Here is an 18,406-nt window from a genome sequence, read left to right as displayed (position 1 = left end):
GTTATTTTAGAGTAGAAAAACTATAAAAAGACTTAATTAATATAAATTATCTTTTACTAAGAGAGTCTTCTATCTATTTTGTAACCAAGTCCAGGAACATTTTTTATAAAATTACTACCGACTTTATCTCTAACACGTTTAACAAAGGTCCTAATAGCAGCCTCTGTCACGCTCTCGCCAACCCAAACAACATTTTTTATTTCATCATGAAGCACAAGCGTACCAAGTCTTTTTATGAGTAAAGATATAAATGCAAGCTCTTTTTTTGTAAGAGAAATTTCAACACCATCTCTGATAAGCACACGTTTTATTTTATTAAAACTATATCCATTTGTAACCTGAATAATATTTGCTGTTTCTATTTTATTTTTAGCGACATTTTCTAACGTAACCAAAAAATCATCAAGATCAATCGGTTTTAAAACGTATTTATCAATACCAACATCTATCGCTTTTAGAAGTGTTTCTTTTTCACTATTTGTGCTAAAAACTATAATAGGCGTATCTTTTGAAATTTCTTTAATGCATTTAGCCATATCAAGGCCATTCATTATAGGCATAAAAACGTCTGTTATAACCATATTTGGATTATATTTTTTAAATTTCTTAAGTCCTTCATCGCCATTTTGAGCAGTGATAACTTTTTCGAATTTATCTCGCATAACTTCTTGTACTATTTTTTTACCATCTCCCTCATTTTCAACGATAAGAACAGTTAGATTATTAAGAATCTTGCTCATTTATTCTTCCTTTTTGGTTATATTTATCAAACTTCATAAATTTTGACGCAATTAACAATTATCTCTCTTACTTTAACTATCTTAGGCATTTGCTCTATATCCTAAAAATGATAGATAAATTCCATTTATTATCATTATGCTAGCCGAAATCTTAAACATTATGTCTTTAAATTTCTCATTTAAAATCCCAAATACAAAGCTAGCTAAAAGCATAGCTGGCAATGTACAAAGACCAAATACAAGCATTATAAAAGCCGAATCAATAAAATTTGCACTTAAAATCCCAAGTGCTAAAAAGTAATAAACCACACCGCAAGGCAAAAAGCCATTTAAAAAACCAAGTAATAAAAAATTTGCTAAATTTTTCTTTTGAATCCTTGTTTTTGCAATTCTTACTACAAAATTAAGTGCCTTTTGATTCTCTACAAATTTTAAAAGCTCACCCCTAAAAAGTAAGGCAATGCCGATAAATGCGATCACTAAGCCAACTATAAAAAATATAAGACCTCTTGCTTGCATGCTAAAGCTAATAACAGCTCCAAAGGCACCAAACAAAGCTCCTAAAACTACATAAGCAAAAATTCTAGCTAGACTATAAAGTGTGCTTAGCATTAAAATTTCTCTCTTGCTTTTGCCTTTAAAAAATAGAGTCTGTAAGCTCAAAAATCCGCTGCACATACCTACACAATGACTAAAGCTACTTAAAAATGCAACTGAGATAATCATGTAAAGGTTTATATTTTGCATCTTATAAAATTTCTAAAAACTGCTTAAATATATATTTACTCTCGCTTGGGCCACCACTTGCTTCTGGGTGGTGCTGAACTGAAAAGATCGGATAGTCTTTGTATCTCACGCCCTCGATCGTATTATCAAATAAATTTCTATGAGTCACAACTGCTACTTCTACGATACTCTCAGGCACATTGTAATTGTGATTTTGTGTTGTTATCTCGATCGCTTTTGTCTCTAAATTTAAGACTGGATGGTTTGCTCCGTGCTGACCAAATTTAAGTTTATATGTCTCATATCCAAAGGCATTTGATAGTAGCTGGTGGCCAAGACAAATACCAAATATCGGTATCCTAGCCTCAATCATCTTTTTGATCTCGCCTATTTCGGCCTTTAAATTCTTTGGCTCACCAGGACCATTTGATAAGAATACCCCATTTATCTCGCCATTTTTAAATTTTTCTATCAAAATTTCAGCCTTAGTATCGTGTGGCACGACAATGACTTCAAGACCAGTTTCACATAGCTCGTTTAAGATATTTCTCTTTACACCAAAGTCAAAAACAGCTATCTTTTTACCGATACTTTTTAGCGGCTTATATGACTTTAAATTTCTATCCCAAGCGCCTTTTTTGTGCTCGTACTCATCCATCGCGCTAACTGTTTTTACGTAGTTTATATTTTCGATACGCCCACTACTTTCAAGCCTACGTTTTAGCTCATCTTTGTCACTTATTTGTGTTGAAATATAAGCCATCAAGGCACCTTCATCGCGTAGCATCTTTGTGAGGTATCTAGTATCAACGTCATAAACGCCAAATTTACCTTGCTCTTCGAAAAATTTTCCCAAAGATTTTTGCGAGCGGTAGTTTGATGGAATTTCATTGTAGCTTCTCATTATAACGCCGCTTGCATGAATTCTAAGGCTCTCCATATCGTCTTCATTTATACCTACTATACCTATTTCTGGCATCGTAAAGACGATAAACTGACCAGCATAGCTTGGATCGCTCATGATCTCTTCATAGCCAGTCATCGAGGTATTAAAAACGAGCTCACCTGCACACTCACCATGAGCACCAAAAGCTTTTGCTTCTAAAAAAACACCATTTTCAATATAAATGTAAGCTTTCATTAAAGCATGCCTCTTTTTTTAAGCTCATCTTGATACAAACGCTCAAAGACAAGATCATATTCATCAGTTCCTGGGATTAGCTTATGTTTATAATTTTGTATCATTTCATAGACATCGTCTTCTATCTTCTCATAGTTTTTTAAGTACTCGTCTATTGAGTTATAAATCACATTTTTTACACGATTTTCAGATACATTATAATCAACAAGACCGCTCTTCCAAATAGTTTCAAGCACTTTGTGAGCGATATTACTAAATCTATCTTCGTGGGCTAAAATTACATCAAATTCACCTGCAAGCTTCTTTTTAACGAGCCAAAACATATTTTTGCGGTCAATTTGCATAGTTTGCATCTCGTCTTCATTTTTCTCCAAAAGCTCATTTACTCGCTCATCTAAAGCTCTTTCTTTTTGAATATCGACTGTTAAAATTTCACTTGTTTTTGCTACGATTGGCTCAATGCCTTTATTTAGTCTTACGAAACCACAATTTAGAAGATCTATTGCTATTTTATGTGAAATATACGGAACGTGTGGGAGTTTTAAACGCATTTTAAACCTTTAAATTTTTATGCCATTTTAACTAAATAAAGGTAAAACTTTACTTTGAAATTTTAACGACTTTATTATTATCGCTTCTTAAAAAATAAATTTCTCTTCGTCCTTCATAAAGTATCTTTCCATCAGTCTTTTGCTCATTTTCTAAATTTGATGAGATATCTAAAGATAGCGATTTGCTCATAAAATAATTCTCTCCTAAAGTGCGTCCAAAGTCATGATACCAACTAAAAGCACAAGCTATCAGCAAAACTAAATAAAAGGCTCTAAAAATTTTTCTAAAAGGCGCATAAAAAAAGCAATACCCAAATATAAAAAATACGGGCAAAAGCCATAAGAAAGGCACATTATCAACAAAAATAACATTAAAATACTCGCTTATGCCATAGTAAGAAAAGTAGTTGTTGTAAATTCCAACAAATAACGTAAAAATAGGAGCAAGGACAAATATAATACCCGTAAAAAAAGCATTTAAAATTTTCATAATCTCTCCTTTTGAGTGAGATTATATTAAACATAAGCTTTAATATTACTAGATTGATGAAAGCTAGACTAAAATTCAAAGCAAAATACCATATATGGATATCTACTGCTTCCAGCAATACTTTAAAAACAGTTTAGCTATAAGCTAAACTGCCTTAAATTTATTATTTTTTAGATAAATACTCCTGCAAGCTTTTTACCTCAAGTGCTTTGCCGGTTTGTACCGAGCTTAGCGACTTAGCAGCAGCGAGTGCTGCACGGATCGTTGTAAAGTAAGGTATCTTGAATCTAACCAAATTTTAAGCTATCGAGCAACTTTATATCACTAAATTTATCTCTAAATTTTATAAAATTTGCTTCTAGCTCAGTCTTTCGCTTAAGTGCTATATAAATAAATTCCTGCTCTTTTTCGATACCAACAAAATCTCTACCTAACAAATTTGCAGCTATGCCAGTTGTTGCTGAGCCTGCAAAAGGATCACAAATGATGCTATTTTCGTTACTTGCCATCAATATAAGCCTTATCAAAAGAGAAAGTGGCTTTTGTGTAGGGTGCTTGCCGCATGCTTTCTCCCAAGGAGCGATCGCAGCAAAGCTCCACACATCTTTCATTTGCTTATCGCCATTTATCCGCTTCATAAGCTCGTAGTTAAAGATGTGCTTATGTTTCTCATCTTTTCTAGCCCAAATGATCTGCTCAGTACTATGCGTTAGATACCTACAGCTAAAATTTGGCGGAGGATTAGTCTTTTGCCATGTAATGATGTTTAAAATTTTATAATCAAGCTTTTGAAGCGCTCTACCTATAGAAAAGATATTGTGATACGTCCCACTTATCATCACGCTACCGTTATTACTAAGTGCGTTTTTAGCGAGCTTGAGCCATTCTAGGTTAAACTCATCAATTTCATCGATATTTGTGCCCTCATCCCACTTGCCTTTATTTACACTAACTATCTGTCCATTTTGGATGCTAAGCCCGCCATTTGAAAGAAAATACGGCGGATCGGCAAAAATGAGGTCAAACTCGCCTTTAAATTTAGCTAGTTCGCTAAAGCAGTCGCCATTTATGAGCCTGAAATCGTTATGCATTTTTAAGCTCATTTATAAAAAGGTGCAAATTTGCAAGGTTATAAATCCTCACACACTTATAGGCCTCTTGTAGCTTATTTCTAGCATCGTGCCAACCCCAGCCATCAGTGATCCAGATAAATTTATACTCTGGCAAATAGGAGATCCTTTTGGCTATTTCGATGTAAGCTCTTGCTACTTCGTTTAATTTTGAGCCACCGGCACTATAAAAATTTGCTTCGATTAGATAAGTGATATTTTGTATGCGAGTCGCAAAATCAAATATCTTCACATCACTACCTAAATTTAATGAAAAATTTGAGCTTGATACTTCAGCTTGAAAGCAGATATTTTCACACTTTTTAGAGAATATCGAAGCTGCTTTGAGGTACTAAATTTACTAATTGCCGTTCGAGAAAGTGGTAGAAAAGTTGTGAGCTCAAGCGGCAGTTTACTTGAGCTAAAGAGTTATTTTGATGAGCCAGAGAAAATTTACAGCTTTCTTTTAGAGACTGGGCTTGATGAAGTTTTCAAGGATAGAAAAATTAAAAATTTATGTGATTATGTATTTGGCGTGGAAGTTGGACTTGATACAAACGCTAGAAAAAACCGCAGTGGAACAAATTTTGCGAATTTAATTTCAGAAAGGTTTCATTCTGAAAATATCTGTTTTCAAATCTTTTGAACCAAGCAAAGAATTTAAAGCATTAAGTTTGATAGCGACCTTCGCAAGGTTCTTAGAACATTTTTCAAAATCACAAAAGTAGCCAAGTGTAGCATTTGTCTCTTTTAAACTTGCCATAAATTCATCAAAAGGAGTTATATTATTCATTTTTTACCTTGATCTTTTGGCTTACTTGTGGACAAGATTTAAATTTCACCTCAGTAAAATCATCAGCTCCAAGCACGATCTCGCTCTTTTCATAAGCCTTTTTGGCGATCTTACATGCCTCATGCTGATCTTTTGCTTTAAACTTTATTTTTTTACTTAAAATTTCAGTTATCTCAACTTCAAATTCACTCATTAAATCCCCATTTTTATAAATGCTTGCTCACTCTCTCTTTCAAGCTGCCTTGATATATCTTCGTAACTAGCAAATTTTACCTTTTGAGCTATCTGCTCGTAGATGCTAGCTCTCAAAACGCTTTCATACTCTCTTTCCCTCTTTTTGTCTGCGACTATAAACATCCTAGCATTAAAGTCTTGAAGCTCAAAAAATTTATTTAGTGAATTTTTAAAGTCTGTACTATGTTCAACTTCGTAAAACGAGTTTGGCAAATTTCTTTCGTTAAACCATATTGCATCTATTGTTTTTGCTCTTTTAACGATATCTTCATAACTAAATTTATATATCTCACTCAAGCTCGCAAGCTCGCAAAGTTTCTTATCTGATTTATAAATTTTGTTCTTATCTTGAGCTGGGATGAATGTTTGAAAATGTCTTAAATTTCCTATCTCAACGATAACGCCTTGAAAATAAGAATGTGTAAATTTCTCATTTTGCTCACTCTTACTATCGCCTGTTTTGGCTAAATTTTTATCTCTGAACTCACAAAGCCCCCAAAGTCCGGCTCTGATCTTATAAAATTCTTTATTAGTCTGTACTATCCGTCTTATGCTAGCAAATGGAGTTTTACTACCCCAAGTGCTAACATCAGTTTTATGATAAAGATCAAAAAGCGTTGCCATGCCACCAAGGCTAGCTAACGCTTCTACTACGCACTCTTTTTGGTTCATTTCTCGCTTAGATACTCTTGCAAGCTTTTTACCTCAAGTGCTTTGCCAGTTTGTACCGAGCTTAGCGACTTAGCAGCAGCAAGTGCTGCGCGGATCGTTGTAAAGTAAGGAATTTTAAATCTAAGCACGTTTTGACGGATCTTTTTACCATCATCCACGCTTGATTTTGTATCGCTTGTGTTAATAACAAGTGCGATATCGCCGTTTTTGAGCCTATCTTCGACGTTTGGTCTGCCCTCGCTTATCTTATAGACAAACTCAGCCTCAACGCCAGCTTCACTTAAAATTTTATGTGTACCACCAGTTGCGATGATGCTAAAGCCAAGCGCTATTAGCTCTCTTGCAAGGTCTGGCGCGTAAGACTTATCAGCGTCAGCTAGCGTTAAAAAGACCCTACCCTTGCTTGGCAAAGTATTGCTAGCAGCGATCTGGCTCTTTGCAAACGAGCTTGCAAAATCGTGGCTTATACCCATGACCTCGCCAGTGCTTTTCATCTCAGGGCCAAGGATGAGATCGGCGCCGCTTAGCTTGTTAAACGGTAGTACGCACTCTTTTACACAAATATGCGAACTTACGCGAGGTTTTAAGATGTCGCCATCTTCATAAACAACTTTGTAATCATCATAAAATTTAAGCGCCTCACGTAAATTTCCTTGCCACATAACTCTTGTTGCCACCTTTGCCATAGGCACGCCAGTAGCCTTGCTCACAAATGGCACGGTTCTACTCGCGCGAGGATTTACCTCGATCATATAAAGCTCATTTTCATAGATGGCAAACTGGATATTCATAAGGCCAACGACGCCTAAATTTAGAGCAATATCTCTGGTTTGCTTCTCCACTTTTTTTATCATTTCTTCGCCTAAGCTCATCGGTGGCAATATGCAAGCTGAGTCGCCAGAGTGAATTCCAGCCTCCTCGATGTGCTCCATTATCGCGCCAATATAGACCTCTTTGCCATCACATATCGCGTCTACGTCGAGCTCTTTTGCATCTTGTAAAAATTTATCAAGTAGTACTGGCGAGTGGTTGCTAACTTTGACCGCTTCACTCATATACTCTTTTAGCTCGCTCTCGTTATGCACCCTTCTCATCGCCCTGCCACCAAGGACGTAGCTTGGACGAACTAGCACTGGATAGCCGATAGTAGCGGCTTTTTGCAAAGCTTCTTCTAGGCTAGTGGCGGTGTCATTTTTAGGCTGAAGAACACCTATTTTATTTATAAATTCGCTAAATTTCTTTCTATCCTCGGCCACATCGATCACTCTTGCAGTTGTTCCGATGATCTTAGCACCGATCACGCTTAGGCGTTTTGCAAATTTAAGCGGAGTTTGGCCGCCGAAATGCACGATCACGCCGTCTGGCTTTTCACGCTCGATGACTGATCTAACATGCTCAAAATCAATCGGCTCAAAGTACAAAATATCACTCGTATCGTAGTCAGTCGAGACGGTTTCTGGGTTGCAGTTATACATTATCGTTTTTATGCCAAGGTCTCTTAGGGCGTAGCTTGCGTGCACGCAGCAGTAGTCAAACTCTATGCCCTGACCGATCCTATTTGGACCACCACCTATTATCATCACCTTTTTAGCGTCTTTTGCTAGCTCTTTTTTAGGGAATTTAGTGATATTTGCGGTTGAGTAAAGATACGGCGTTAGCGCCTTAAACTCGCCCGCACAAGTATCGACCTCGTTGTATTCAAGCTCGATGCCAAGCTTTTGCCTAGCAAAATAGATATCATTTTGACTAAGCTCAAGATCGTCTTTTTCATTTATAAGCACAGCTATCATCTTGTCTGAAAAGCCCATACTTTTGGCCTCTCGCAAAAGCTCTTCGTTGTTTAAGATATCCATGTCGATCTTATCTTCAAATTTAACTATCTCATAAATTTGCTCTAAAAACCAAGGATCGATCTTGCTAAACTCATGCACTTCAGCCACACTAAAGCCATCTCTAAAGGCTTGCGCTAGATATAAAATTCTCTGCTCGTTTGCATTTCTGATGCCATAAATCAAAGCATTTTTCTCTAAACTAAGGCTGTTAAATCCGCAAAGATCACGCTCTAAGCTGCAAAGCGCCTTTTGGATACTCTCTTTAAATGTCCTGCCTATCGCCATCACCTCGCCAACTGACTTCATCGCGGTGCCTAGATATGGGTTTGATCCTGGGAATTTCTCAAATGTAAAGCGTGGGATCTTTGTCACGATGTAGTCGATCACCGGCTCAAAGCTAGCAGGCGTGCCTGTAATGTCGTTTTTGATCTCATCTAGACTAAAGCCAACCGCAAGTAGAGTCGCGACCTTTGCGATAGGATAGCCAGTAGCCTTACTTGCAAGGGCTGAGCTTCGACTAACACGTGGGTTCATCTCGATAACGATCATACGGCCTGTTTTTGGGTCTATGGCAAACTGCACATTGCTGCCACCAGTATCAACACCAATCTCACGAAGTATGGCAAAGCTTGCATCACGCATAGCCTGATACTCTTTGTCTGTTAGCGTTAAAGCTGGCGCAACCGTGATGCTATCACCTGTATGCACGCCCATTGGGTCAAAATTTTCGATCGAGCAGACGATAATGCAGTTGTCATTCCTATCTCTGATAACCTCCATCTCGTACTCTTTCCAGCCAAGCAGGCTCTCTTCTATCAAAATTTCATGTATCGGGCTTGCGTCAAGGCCGGTGTTGGCTAGCTCTTTAAACTCATCCATATTATAAGCCACGCCACTTCCTGCGCCACCAAGCGTATAGCTAGCTCTTATGATGAGCGGAAAGCCTATCTCATTTGCCGCATTTAGTGCGTCGTCCATGTTGTAGGCATATCTACTCTCAGGCAAGTCCATGCCGATCTTTTGCATGGTCGCTTTAAAAATTTGTCTATCTTCACCCTTTTTTATCGCTTCTGGGTTTGCACCAAGAAATTTCACATCCTTTAAAAGACCGCTCTCAAAGACCTCCATAGCGGCATTTAGCGCTACTTGACCGCCCATCGTTGGTAAGATGGCGTCAATCTTTTCTTTTTCGATGATTTTTAAAATGCTCTCTTTTGTGATCGGCTCAATATACGTTGCATCGGCAAAATTTGGGTCGGTCATGATGGTGGCTGGGTTTGAGTTGATAAGCACTACGCGGTATCCAAGCTCTTTTAGCGTCTTGGCTGCTTGCGTGCCTGAGTAGTCAAATTCGCAGGCTTGACCGATGACGATAGGGCCTGAGCCGATTAGCAAAATGGTATTTATATCTGTTCTTTTTGGCATTATTTTTCCTTTGTTACAACGTACAGGTAGTTTGGTATGTTTAGCTTTGCATAGGGCTCAACTATCACACTTTGATAGGAGCTCTCTTTTAAAATTTTACTCACACGCCCTACTGGCACCCCACTAAAAAATATCCCATCAAGCCCGCTCGTAAATACCTCGTCGCCCTCTTTTGGGCTGAGCCATTGTGGGATAAATTTCACCATTATTTGACCTTGATTTCCATGCGCGACGCCTGGAATTTTGTCATTTCCTATGTAAACTGCAAATATACTTTTTGGGTCATTTTGCAAGTAAGCTAGTGGCTTGCCATCTTTTGCGATGACGATGCCAGCGCTATTTCCTTGATAGATGAGCCCGTAAATTTTATTTGGATCGTATCCTTCAAACTCGCTTATCCAAATTTTATTATAATCCCCGATATGCACGTAGCTAAGCCCTTTTACAAGCTTTACAGCTGGGGCATAGGCAGTTGAGTTTTTATCTTTTAAAATTTGATTTAGCTCATTTGCAAAAGTAGAAAGAAGCGTGGCTGAGCGCTCTAGCTCTTCATTTTGCGCTCTTAGCTTTTCTATCTCACTAGCCTGCCTAAAATATTCGTTTATATAGTCTTTCACGCCTTTAGCAAAATTGTCGTATGAATTTGTAGCATAGTTACTAAACCCAATAGAAAGATTACTTAAAATTTCTCCCTTGAAAACTGAGACCGTAGCAAGCAATGCTATAAAAACAAAAAGAACAATCTTACTCTTCATTTGTCAGCTGTTGTAAAAGCCCAATCTCTTCAAGTGCCTTGCCTGTTCCTCTAGCAACCGCAAGGAGTGGCTCGTCAGCTACAAAAACTGGAAGTTTAACGATATCAGATAAAAATTTATCAAGTCCTCTAATAAGCGCTCCGCCGCCAGTTAGCACGATACCTGTCTCCACGATATCGCCCGCAAGATCAGGCGGCATCATCTCAAGCACGGTTTTAAGCGCATCTGCGATCTCTTTTAGTGGCTCTCTCATCGCCTCTCTTACATCTTCGCTTGTTAGCTCGACTCTACTTAAAAGACCACTTACTTGGTCGCGACCTTTTACCACTACGCTTAGCTCTTTTTCAAGCTGCACAGCAGAACCTACGGCGATCTTTATCTCCTCGCCAGTTCGCTCACCTATTAGTAGGTTATATTTCTCTTTTATGTAATTAACAATACTAATATCAATCTTATCACCAGCTGTGCGGATTGATTTTGAGATGACTAGACCGCCGAGTGAGACGACACCAATCTCAGTCGTACCGCCACCGATATCAACTACTAGGTTGCCTTGTGGCTCACGAACTGGTAAATTTGCGCCAATCGCTGCTGCCATAGGCTCTTCGATCAAAAATACCTCTCTTGCTCCAGCACTTAAGGCACTTTCTCTAACAGCCTTTCTTTCGACCTGAGTAAGTCCATAAGGAACTGAGATGATGATCCTTGGGCGTAAAAAGCTTTTTCTTTTGTGAGTCTTTTCTATAAAATAGCGTATCATACGCTCAGTCATATCAAAATCCGCAATAACGCCATCTCTCATTGGCCTTATCGCCTCGATATCGCCTGGAGTTTTTCCTACCATCTCTTTTGCAGCATGTCCAACCGCTAAAATTTTTTGTTTGCCATATTTCTCACGCCTTACCGCAACAACAGAAGGCTCATTTATTATTATGCCTTTATCCTTTACCAAAACAAGTGTATTTGCAGTACCGAGATCTATGCCCATATCACTTGAGAAAAAACCTATAACCTGATCTAAAAACATCTATTTCCTTTACGCTATTTTCTTATCGTGCTTTATTAAAATTGGCTTTGCCTTATCTTTTACAGTCTCTTTTGAGATAACAATATCATATTCTTTTAACTCTGGCAGCTCATACATTATGTCTGTCATGAGCTCTTCCATTATACTTCTAAGCCCTCTAGCTCCGGTTTTTCGTTCAATGGCTAGACTTGCTATCTCTTCAAGTGCCTCATCATCAAATTTAAGCGTAGCGCCATCAATCGCACAAAGCTTTTGATATTGTTTTAATATCGCATTTTTTGGCTCAGTTAAAATTTTAACCATATCTTCTTTTGTTATCTCGTTTAAAGTAGCTACTACGTGAAGTCTACCAATAAGCTCTGGGATGAGGCCATATCTTACAAGATCGTCTGGCTCAAGTAGGCTTAGTAAATTTTCTTTTTCATTTTTACCACGTTTTTCTTGGTTAAATCCAAGTACGTTTTTACCAACCCTTCTTTCAATAATATCAAGAAGTCCGTCAAATGCACCGCCACAAACAAATAAGATATTTGTCGTATCTATCTGGATGAAGTCTTGATTTGGATGCTTTCTACCACCTTTTGGTGGGATGTTCACGACGCTTCCTTCGATGATCTTTAATAATGCTTGCTGTACGCCTTCACCCGAAACGTCTCTTGTGATGCTTCTATTTTCACTCATTCTAGCGATCTTATCGATCTCATCGACAAAGACAATGCCCTGCTCCGCCTTTTTAACATCGCCATTTGCAGCTTGTAAAAGCCTAGTAAGGATATTTTCAACGTCCTCGCCGACATATCCAGCCTCAGTTAGGCTTGTGGCGTCGCAAATCGCAATAGGCACGTCGAGAAATCTCGCCAAAGTCTGAGCCATCAATGTCTTGCCACTTCCTGTTGGTCCAACAAGCAAGATGTTTGATTTTGAAATTTCAGTATCGTCTTTGATGTCGCTTTGTTTAAAAATTCTCTTATAGTGGTTATATACGCCGACACTAAAGACCTTTTTAGCCCTGTCTTGACCGATCACATAGTTATCAAGTACCGCTTTTAGCTCCTTTGGTGTGAGCTTTTGATACTCTATCGTTTCGTCGTTTTTACTCTCTTCTACGCTAGTATCTCCATGTATCATATCGTATGCGGCTGCTATGCAGTACTCGCATATATAGGCATTTCCTTCGATATCAGCGAGTAATCTTCTCTCGGCAGACTCTGCCTCTCCACAAAAATTACACTTTCTAGCCATTAATCTCTTCCTTTTGCAAGCGGAATTCCTCTTGTCGTTTCTAATATAAATTTACACATTTTTTTAACGTTTTCGTCGCTGGTTTTTGCGATTAGCTCATTTGCTTGATCTTTTAAGCTTATACCTTGATTAAACAAAAATTTATAAGCGCGAACAAGCTCTTCAACCTGCTCTTTGTCAAATCTACGCCTAATGCCGACTAAATTTAAGCTTCTTATATATGCTCTGTTGCCCTCAGCTAGGCAAAATGGCACAACATCTTGACTAAGCGCGCTTGCACCTGCGATCATGCAGCTTTCACCCACTCTAACAAACTGATGAATAGGCGTAAGACCACCCACAACAGCGTAGTCACCAAGCTCGACGTGACCTGCCAGGGTTGCGTTATTTGCCAAAATGACGTTGTTGCCTATTATACAGTCGTGTGCAATATGCGAATACGCCATGATAAAAGCATTATCACCGATCCTTGTTATGCCATCGCCTTTGTGCGTGCCTGAGTTTATCGTGCAAAACTCACGTATAGTTGCGTGCTCGCCAATAATAACGCCGGTATCAGTCTCATCTTTATAGCTGATATCTTGCGGGATATCGCCCACGATCGCATAGCTAAATACACGAGAGTTATCGCCGATTTTAGTCTTGCCAAGTACCCTTGCACCTTGCTTTATCGTGACGTTATTGCCAAGGACTGCATCTTTACTTACAAATGCATAAGCCTCGATATTTGCGTCATCTCCAATGATCGCTCCATCTTCTATAACGGCTGTTTGGTGGATATTTTTCATTGTATCTCTTTTTCTTAAAGCCTATTTATCGACTATCATCGCTTTTAGTTCAGCCTCGGCGCAAAGTGCGTCATCTACATATGCCTTGCCTTCAAGCACCCAAATATTTCCCTTATGCTTTAGTACATTTAGTCTATACTCTAGTCTATCTCCAGGGCGAACAGGATGGCGAAATTTTGCTCCGTCTATGCTCATAAAATAAACCACTTTATTCTCGATACCAGCCTGATGCTCGTCGCTCATACTCTTAAACGCTAGCACGCCACCAGCTTGTGCCATGCCTTCAATGATCATCACGCCAGGATAGATCGGGTGACCTGGGAAGTGCCCCTGAAATATCGGTTCGCCAATGGTTACATTTTTGTAAGCGACAATGTTTTTTGCAGGCTCTAGCTCGACAACTCTATCTATAAGTAAAAATGGGAATCTATGTGGGAGAATTTTTTGAATTTCTACGACGTCTATCACGTTTTAGCCTTAGTAATGTAAATTTGTGGCGATTGTAACAAATTTATACTAAGAAAAAAATTATTAGCCTCTTTTAAAAATCTCTAAATTTCGCCTTATGTGGCAAAATTTAATTCACTGCTTTAAGATAAATTTTATAAACTCACCTTTTAGTCTAAAACCAAAATTTCTTCACTATCGTTATAAAAAACAGCCTTTGCGTAAATTTCGTAGCTACCCTTTTTGACCTCGTCTAGGATGATGATAGGATTTTGCGAAAACTCCCCGCTTATCTCACGGCGAAATTTCATCTCAGCGCCAAGCTCAAGCGGCCTTTTGCAAAGCTCATCAACGCTTTTAAATTTGCTGTTTGTAAATTTATTAAATCGACTTAAGCTCATAAAAACCACGCCCTCTTTTAGCTCATCGTCCATTTCGCAGGAATTTTCTACATTTAGCTTCAAATTTTCTCTTTTAAAGCCAGAGTAGAGCACAAAGTAGCTTGGTATCACAGCGTTTTGAAATTTCACACTAGCGTGCAAAAGCCTATAGTTTAAAAATCGCCTTCTAAAAAGGTGAAATTTCTCACCTCTTGCCTCGCACTCTCGCACCTTTTTATAAAGCTCAAGCCTAGCTTCTATGCTGCCATAAAGTGCCCTTGCGTGTAGCTCGCTCATTAGCTCACTTTGGGGCAAATTTTGCGAGTCGCGCTGTTTTTTTAGCGCAAAGACACAGCCGCAGTAGTTTTGGTGATAGAGCTTATCTTTTTTAGCCAGGATAAACTGCTCGCTTGTGCCGCCATTTTTTCTATAATCAACTGCGACTGCCTCTAAATTTGAGCCAGCCACCGCCTCATCAAGCGCCTTTTTAAGCTGAGAAAAGTCCTTTTTTGGGCTCATCAAAAGTGTCGTCGTGATCTTACCAAATCCTAGCTCAAGTGCCTTTTTAGCGGAGTCTTTCATACGAAAATCAAAGCAGTATTCGCACCTTTTGCCCTTTTCTGGCTCGTTTTCAAGTCCTTTTGTGCCACCAAGCCACGCTTCGTAGTCATACTCGCCGCATATTAGCTCGATGCCTAGCTTCTCACAGCTTCGTTTCACGTCCTCAAAACGCAGTAAAAATTCGCTATATGGATGTATGTTTGGATCGTAAAAATAGCCTACTATTCGTTCATTTGAGTAATCTTTTCGTAGGCGCTGTAAAAAGTAGTGGCTATCGACCGAGCAGCAGATATGAACTAACAAATTTAACCTTTTTTGCTTGCATTATATCAAAGTTTGGCGTCATAAAATTTAGCTGCATCAAGGTATTTTTTAAGGACATTTTGGCTTGCAAGATCTTCAAATTTACCAAAAGCCACTTGCTTGCCAGATTCGATGATTAGCACCTTTTGCGCTATTTTCATCGCACTTAAGATATCGTGCGTGATAAAGATAATGCTGATCTTTTCATCTAAGTTTAAAAGCAAATTTATGATCTTTTGTTTTGTTTCGTTGTCAAGCCCGCTTGTTATCTCGTCGCAGATTAAGATTTTTGGCTTTGAAAGAAGCGCTAGCAGTATCCCAACCCTTGTCGCCTCGCCGCCACTTAGCTGTGATGGGTATTTCTCTAAAATTTCATCTTTTAAATTTAAATTTGCCAGAAGCTCTTTGAGCTCATTTTCGCTAAAGCTAAGCTTAAGATATGACCTCACATGAGCGATGGCGGTTTTTACTTTTAGCGCTGGATTTAGGGCTTGTTTTTGGTTTTGCAAGATATATCTGATATCTTTTTTGAGCTCATTTTTGTCCGTGATCTCTTCATTATTTATATAAATTTTGCCCCCACTTTTTGGCTCGCTAAATGATATGAGCTTTGCAAGCGTGCTTTTGCCACTGCCACTTTGCCCCAAAATGACTAAATTTTCGCCATCATCAAGTTCAAAATTTATCCCATTTAAAAGGTGTAAGGTTTCACTTTTTGCATTAAAATGCTCCTTAAAGCTTAAACTTTTTGAGACGTTTTCAAGCCTGATTTTCACGCATTTTCCTTTAAATTTAGCCGCTTATCTCTCATCTGCCAAATTTCATCACTAAGATAGTTTGTTAGCGCCTCATCATGCGAGATAAAGATGACGCTCATCTTGCCTTTTAGACTCTCTAAGATACCTGCTACGTGGCTAGCGCTAATGCTATCAAGCCCACTTGTTATCTCGTCGCAGACTAAAATTTTTGGCTTCAAGCAAAGCGCAAGAGCGATCTGCACGCGGCTCGCCTCACCGCCACTTAGCTCGTATGAGTATTTGTGCCAGATGAGATTTGCATTACCCAGCCCAAACTCCCTAAAATAAGCAAATGCAAGCTCTTTATTTGATTTATTATCGCCGCCAAGATAGGCGTTGAAGTGATCGCCGACGTTTAAGAGCGGATGAAGGCTGGCAACAGAGTTTTGAAAAACGAGCGCAGCGACCTTTCTGCGGTACTCCTTTAGCTCATTTTGGCTAAGTTTTAAGATATCTTTTTTATAAATGCTAAATTTATCCGCCCTCACTCTAAAATCATCATCAAAAAGCCTTATTAAACTCTTTGCAAAGAGCGATTTGCCACTGCCACTTGCACCCGTGATACCTATAAATTTACCCTCGCCCATGGTAAAATCAAGCTCTCTCAAAAGCTTTTTATCCTTATAAAAAACGTTTAAATTTTTAATCTCTATCATATTTTTATATTGCCATTTTTTGAATTTGACGTGATGATCGAGGTTGCGAGGATGAGCAAAAAGAGCGTCACGCCAGGGAAAAGCACCATCCACCAAGAGCCCAGAAAAAGTGCTTCTTTGCTCTCATTTAGCATGATGCCAAGGCTTATTTTATTTGCGTCGCTACCCACGCCAAAAAAGCCAAGCGTGGCCTCCATAACAACAGCATTTATCGCGTTTATGCCAAAGATACTAACTATTAGATGCTTTAAATTTGGCAAAATTTCAAAGCAGATAAGGCTAAATTTACTAGCTCCATTTATCACAGCTTGCTCGGCGTAGTCGCACTTTTTACTAAGTCTTAAATTTTGCATAAAGACTTTTGCGCCTTGCATAAACGAGCAAATGGCGATGATAAAAGAGGTTATAAGAAGATCTCCGCTACTAAATGAGCTAAAAAGCATGATAAAAACGATGTTTGGTATGCTTAAAAAAGCATCAAGCCCCTTATCAAAAAGGCTCTCACAGGCTCTGCTCTTGCTCGTGCCAAAATATGCATAGATGAGTGAGAAAAGCGTCGTTAAAAAGCCAGCAAGAAGCAAGATAAGAAGCGAGTTTTTAAGCGCATAGGACACTCTTATGAGATTGTCCCTGCCTAGTATATCAGTGCCAAAGATATGCTCGCTACTTGGGGCTAAATTTACCGCCATAAAGTCAGTGAAATTTGGCTCAAATTTAGAGAAAAACGGCGTCATAAAGGCAAATGCAACAAGCGCTAAAAAGACAAAGCAAGCTAGAAAAAATATGACTTTTCTCATAAATTTCTCTTATCTGCCAAGATTGCGAAAATTTTAGCCAGTAAATTTGCAAAAACGACAAAAACAGCAGTTAGTAAAATGGTCGCAAGCGCTACTGGATAGTCTTTAGCGATAACTGCATCAAGGCTAAGCTTGCCTATGCCTGGAAATGAAAAAATGCTCTCAATGACGTATGAGCCAGCAAAAACGCCAGCCACAAGGGTTGCGAAATAATAGACTATGTCGGTGCTTGCGTGCTTTATCGCAAATAGATAAATTTTGCCCCGCCCCAAGCCTCTAGCGTGAGCCGCCTGGATAAAATCAGCGTTTAGGCTTTGATTTAGCGTGTCTCTTACAAATTTCACGTTTGCGCCAAGGTGTGGCAAGATGATGGCAAGCGTTGGCAAGATGATAAATTTAGCCCCAACTCCGCTAGATCCTAGCTCGTTTGCGCCTGAACTTGGCAGCACGTTTAGATAGACGCTAAAGATCGCTATTAGCACGAGTGCTACGTAAAAATGCGGCAATGAAGCCAGTAAAAAGGAGCTAAAATTTATAAAGATATCGGCAAATTTATTCTTATAAATGGCGCTTAAAAGCCCCAAAAAAAATGACAAAAAAACTATCAGAAAAAACGAAGCAAAAAATAAAATAAGCGAGTTTAAAAGTCTCTCTTTAATGAGTAAAAAAACGCTTGCCCCACTTACAAAGCTAGTGCCAAAGTCCCCCGTGACAAAGTGAGCCAGCCATCTAAAATACTGCACAAAAAAGCCATCTTTTAGCCCCAAATTTTCTAAAATTTGCTCTTTTATAGCCACGCTCACCGCCTCACTTCGCAAAAACATCGCATCAGTGACGTTTCCTGGCAAAAAATATATGAGCAAAAATAGAAAAAACGAGATAAAAAACAGCAATCCAAGGCTTGAGATCGCTGTTTTTAAAATGGCTCTAAACAAAGTTT

22 protein-coding genes and 1 pseudogene are annotated in these 18,406 nt (G+C 38.7%); 1 reads left to right on the top strand and 22 read right to left on the bottom strand.

The window, feature by feature from the left end; all coding sequences use genetic code 11:
* Positions 1 to 56: 56 nt before the first annotated feature.
* The 8 genes and pseudogenes from CVT13_RS03185 to CVT13_RS03155 all read right to left on the bottom strand — a co-directional run bounded on the left by CVT13_RS03185 (position 57) and on the right by CVT13_RS03155 (position 5,067).
* Positions 57 to 740 carry a response regulator transcription factor gene (locus tag CVT13_RS03185; protein WP_084041627.1) on the bottom strand — a complete coding sequence of 228 codons (684 nt, stop codon included), beginning with the start codon at positions 738 to 740 and terminating at the stop codon, positions 57 to 59.
* An 81-nt stretch (positions 741 to 821) separates the two neighbouring features.
* Positions 822 to 1,487: a sulfite exporter TauE/SafE family protein gene (locus CVT13_RS03180; protein WP_234411955.1), complete on the bottom strand. Its 666-nt coding sequence runs from the start codon at positions 1,485 to 1,487 to the stop codon at positions 822 to 824.
* Between the two features lies 1 nt (position 1,488).
* Complete coding sequence (gene carA / locus CVT13_RS03175) at positions 1,489 to 2,607, bottom strand: glutamine-hydrolyzing carbamoyl-phosphate synthase small subunit (protein ID WP_107811582.1); 1,119 nt, start codon at positions 2,605 to 2,607, stop codon at positions 1,489 to 1,491.
* The gene (locus tag CVT13_RS03170; protein WP_107811581.1) at positions 2,607 to 3,158 is read right to left on the bottom strand and encodes a DUF507 family protein; all 552 of its coding nucleotides are present in this window, start codon (positions 3,156 to 3,158) and stop codon (positions 2,607 to 2,609) included. Before CVT13_RS03170 ends, carA begins: the two co-directional genes overlap by 1 nt.
* Before the next feature lie 49 nt (positions 3,159 to 3,207).
* The gene (locus tag CVT13_RS03165; protein ID WP_107811580.1) at positions 3,208 to 3,648 is read right to left on the bottom strand and encodes an isoleucyl-tRNA synthetase; all 441 of its coding nucleotides are present in this window, start codon (positions 3,646 to 3,648) and stop codon (positions 3,208 to 3,210) included.
* Between the two features lie 163 nt (positions 3,649 to 3,811).
* Positions 3,812 to 3,946 (bottom strand): annotated as a pseudogene (locus tag CVT13_RS10630) (hypothetical protein); the annotation flags it as partial.
* Positions 3,936 to 4,739, bottom strand: coding sequence for a DNA-methyltransferase (locus CVT13_RS03160; protein ID WP_234411954.1), 804 nt, complete (start codon positions 4,737 to 4,739; stop codon positions 3,936 to 3,938). The gene CVT13_RS03160 and the pseudogene CVT13_RS10630, both read right to left, overlap by 11 nt.
* Positions 4,732 to 5,067: a type II restriction endonuclease gene (locus CVT13_RS03155; RefSeq protein WP_234411967.1), complete on the bottom strand. Its 336-nt coding sequence runs from the start codon at positions 5,065 to 5,067 to the stop codon at positions 4,732 to 4,734. Before CVT13_RS03155 ends, CVT13_RS03160 begins: the two co-directional genes overlap by 8 nt.
* Between CVT13_RS03155 and CVT13_RS03150 the strand changes: the two genes are divergently transcribed.
* Positions 5,056 to 5,403 carry a DpnII family type II restriction endonuclease gene (locus CVT13_RS03150; protein WP_107811577.1) on the top strand — a complete coding sequence of 116 codons (348 nt, stop codon included), beginning with the start codon at positions 5,056 to 5,058 and terminating at the stop codon, positions 5,401 to 5,403. The two genes, CVT13_RS03155 and CVT13_RS03150, sit on opposite strands and share 12 nt — an antisense overlap.
* On the opposite strand, the gene CVT13_RS03145 is transcribed toward CVT13_RS03150, so the two are convergent.
* From CVT13_RS03145 to CVT13_RS03080, 14 genes are all read right to left on the bottom strand, one after another.
* A complete protein-coding gene (locus CVT13_RS03145; protein WP_234411966.1) occupies positions 5,359 to 5,520 on the bottom strand; it encodes a type II restriction endonuclease in 162 nt (53 codons plus the stop codon). The genes CVT13_RS03150 and CVT13_RS03145 overlap by 45 nt on opposite strands.
* Before the next feature lie 22 nt (positions 5,521 to 5,542).
* Entirely contained in the window at positions 5,543 to 5,743 is a 201-nt protein-coding gene (locus tag CVT13_RS03140; protein WP_103576874.1) for a DpnD/PcfM family protein, read from the bottom strand.
* Complete coding sequence (locus tag CVT13_RS03135; RefSeq protein WP_107811575.1) at positions 5,743 to 6,456, bottom strand: hypothetical protein; 714 nt, start codon at positions 6,454 to 6,456, stop codon at positions 5,743 to 5,745. The genes CVT13_RS03140 and CVT13_RS03135 overlap by 1 nt, the downstream gene beginning before the upstream one ends.
* On the bottom strand, positions 6,453 to 9,713 hold the full coding sequence (gene carB / locus CVT13_RS03130; protein ID WP_107811574.1) for a carbamoyl-phosphate synthase large subunit: 3,261 nt from the start codon (positions 9,711 to 9,713) through the stop codon (positions 6,453 to 6,455). Before carB ends, CVT13_RS03135 begins: the two co-directional genes overlap by 4 nt.
* Positions 9,713 to 10,468, bottom strand: coding sequence for a rod shape-determining protein MreC (gene mreC, locus CVT13_RS03125; protein ID WP_103649545.1), 756 nt, complete (start codon positions 10,466 to 10,468; stop codon positions 9,713 to 9,715). The genes carB and mreC overlap by 1 nt, the downstream gene beginning before the upstream one ends.
* Positions 10,458 to 11,495, bottom strand: coding sequence for a rod shape-determining protein (locus CVT13_RS03120; RefSeq protein ID WP_021090637.1), 1,038 nt, complete (start codon positions 11,493 to 11,495; stop codon positions 10,458 to 10,460). The genes mreC and CVT13_RS03120 overlap by 11 nt, the downstream gene beginning before the upstream one ends.
* Before the next feature lie 9 nt (positions 11,496 to 11,504).
* Positions 11,505 to 12,737, bottom strand: a complete 1,233-nt coding sequence (gene clpX / locus CVT13_RS03115; RefSeq protein ID WP_021090629.1) for an ATP-dependent Clp protease ATP-binding subunit ClpX — start codon at positions 12,735 to 12,737, stop codon at positions 11,505 to 11,507.
* The gene (lpxA, locus tag CVT13_RS03110) at positions 12,737 to 13,525 is read right to left on the bottom strand and encodes an acyl-ACP--UDP-N-acetylglucosamine O-acyltransferase (RefSeq protein WP_107811573.1); all 789 of its coding nucleotides are present in this window, start codon (positions 13,523 to 13,525) and stop codon (positions 12,737 to 12,739) included. The genes clpX and lpxA overlap by 1 nt, the downstream gene beginning before the upstream one ends.
* Before the next feature lie 21 nt (positions 13,526 to 13,546).
* Complete coding sequence (gene fabZ, locus CVT13_RS03105; protein WP_021091063.1) at positions 13,547 to 13,993, bottom strand: 3-hydroxyacyl-ACP dehydratase FabZ; 447 nt, start codon at positions 13,991 to 13,993, stop codon at positions 13,547 to 13,549.
* A gap of 149 nt (positions 13,994 to 14,142) precedes the next feature.
* Positions 14,143 to 15,216, bottom strand: a complete 1,074-nt coding sequence (locus tag CVT13_RS03100; RefSeq protein ID WP_107811572.1) for an epoxyqueuosine reductase QueH — start codon at positions 15,214 to 15,216, stop codon at positions 14,143 to 14,145.
* 26 nt (positions 15,217 to 15,242) lie between these two features.
* Positions 15,243 to 15,992 carry an ATP-binding cassette domain-containing protein gene (locus CVT13_RS03095; RefSeq protein ID WP_107811571.1) on the bottom strand — a complete coding sequence of 250 codons (750 nt, stop codon included), beginning with the start codon at positions 15,990 to 15,992 and terminating at the stop codon, positions 15,243 to 15,245.
* Positions 15,989 to 16,669: an ATP-binding cassette domain-containing protein gene (locus tag CVT13_RS03090; RefSeq protein WP_107811570.1), complete on the bottom strand. Its 681-nt coding sequence runs from the start codon at positions 16,667 to 16,669 to the stop codon at positions 15,989 to 15,991. Before CVT13_RS03090 ends, CVT13_RS03095 begins: the two co-directional genes overlap by 4 nt.
* Positions 16,666 to 17,466: an ABC transporter permease gene (locus CVT13_RS03085; protein ID WP_107811569.1), complete on the bottom strand. Its 801-nt coding sequence runs from the start codon at positions 17,464 to 17,466 to the stop codon at positions 16,666 to 16,668. Before CVT13_RS03085 ends, CVT13_RS03090 begins: the two co-directional genes overlap by 4 nt.
* Complete coding sequence (locus CVT13_RS03080; protein ID WP_107811568.1) at positions 17,463 to 18,401, bottom strand: ABC transporter permease; 939 nt, start codon at positions 18,399 to 18,401, stop codon at positions 17,463 to 17,465. Before CVT13_RS03080 ends, CVT13_RS03085 begins: the two co-directional genes overlap by 4 nt.
* Positions 18,402 to 18,406 lie beyond the last annotated feature (5 nt).

Source organism: Campylobacter concisus, from assembly GCF_003049085.1.
GTDB lineage: Bacteria > Campylobacterota > Campylobacteria > Campylobacterales > Campylobacteraceae > Campylobacter_A > Campylobacter_A concisus_H.
The sequence above is the reverse complement of the archived record's forward strand: the minus strand, read 5'-3'. Positions and strand labels throughout refer to the sequence as shown.

Coding starts and splice junctions, on each gene's coding strand:
- CVT13_RS03090 (WP_107811570.1), bottom strand. CDS start 16,669: ATGATAGAGATTAAAAATTTAAACGTTTTTTATAAGGATAAAAAGCTT.
- carB (WP_107811574.1), bottom strand. CDS start 9,713: ATGCCAAAAAGAACAGATATAAATACCATTTTGCTAATCGGCTCAGGC.
- lpxA (WP_107811573.1), bottom strand. CDS start 13,525: ATGAAAAATATCCACCAAACAGCCGTTATAGAAGATGGAGCGATCATT.
- CVT13_RS03120 (WP_021090637.1), bottom strand. CDS start 11,495: ATGTTTTTAGATCAGGTTATAGGTTTTTTCTCAAGTGATATGGGCATA.
- CVT13_RS03170 (WP_107811581.1), bottom strand. CDS start 3,158: ATGCGTTTAAAACTCCCACACGTTCCGTATATTTCACATAAAATAGCA.
- CVT13_RS03160 (WP_234411954.1), bottom strand. CDS start 4,739: ATGCATAACGATTTCAGGCTCATAAATGGCGACTGCTTTAGCGAACTA.
- CVT13_RS03135 (WP_107811575.1), bottom strand. CDS start 6,456: ATGAACCAAAAAGAGTGCGTAGTAGAAGCGTTAGCTAGCCTTGGTGGC.
- CVT13_RS03165 (WP_107811580.1), bottom strand. CDS start 3,648: ATGAAAATTTTAAATGCTTTTTTTACGGGTATTATATTTGTCCTTGCT.
- CVT13_RS03145 (WP_234411966.1), bottom strand. CDS start 5,520: ATGGCAAGTTTAAAAGAGACAAATGCTACACTTGGCTACTTTTGTGAT.
- clpX (WP_021090629.1), bottom strand. CDS start 12,737: ATGGCTAGAAAGTGTAATTTTTGTGGAGAGGCAGAGTCTGCCGAGAGA.
- CVT13_RS03140 (WP_103576874.1), bottom strand. CDS start 5,743: ATGAGTGAATTTGAAGTTGAGATAACTGAAATTTTAAGTAAAAAAATA.
- CVT13_RS03180 (WP_234411955.1), bottom strand. CDS start 1,487: ATGCAAAATATAAACCTTTACATGATTATCTCAGTTGCATTTTTAAGT.
- mreC (WP_103649545.1), bottom strand. CDS start 10,468: ATGAAGAGTAAGATTGTTCTTTTTGTTTTTATAGCATTGCTTGCTACG.
- CVT13_RS03185 (WP_084041627.1), bottom strand. CDS start 740: ATGAGCAAGATTCTTAATAATCTAACTGTTCTTATCGTTGAAAATGAG.
- carA (WP_107811582.1), bottom strand. CDS start 2,607: ATGAAAGCTTACATTTATATTGAAAATGGTGTTTTTTTAGAAGCAAAA.
- CVT13_RS03085 (WP_107811569.1), bottom strand. CDS start 17,466: ATGAGAAAAGTCATATTTTTTCTAGCTTGCTTTGTCTTTTTAGCGCTT.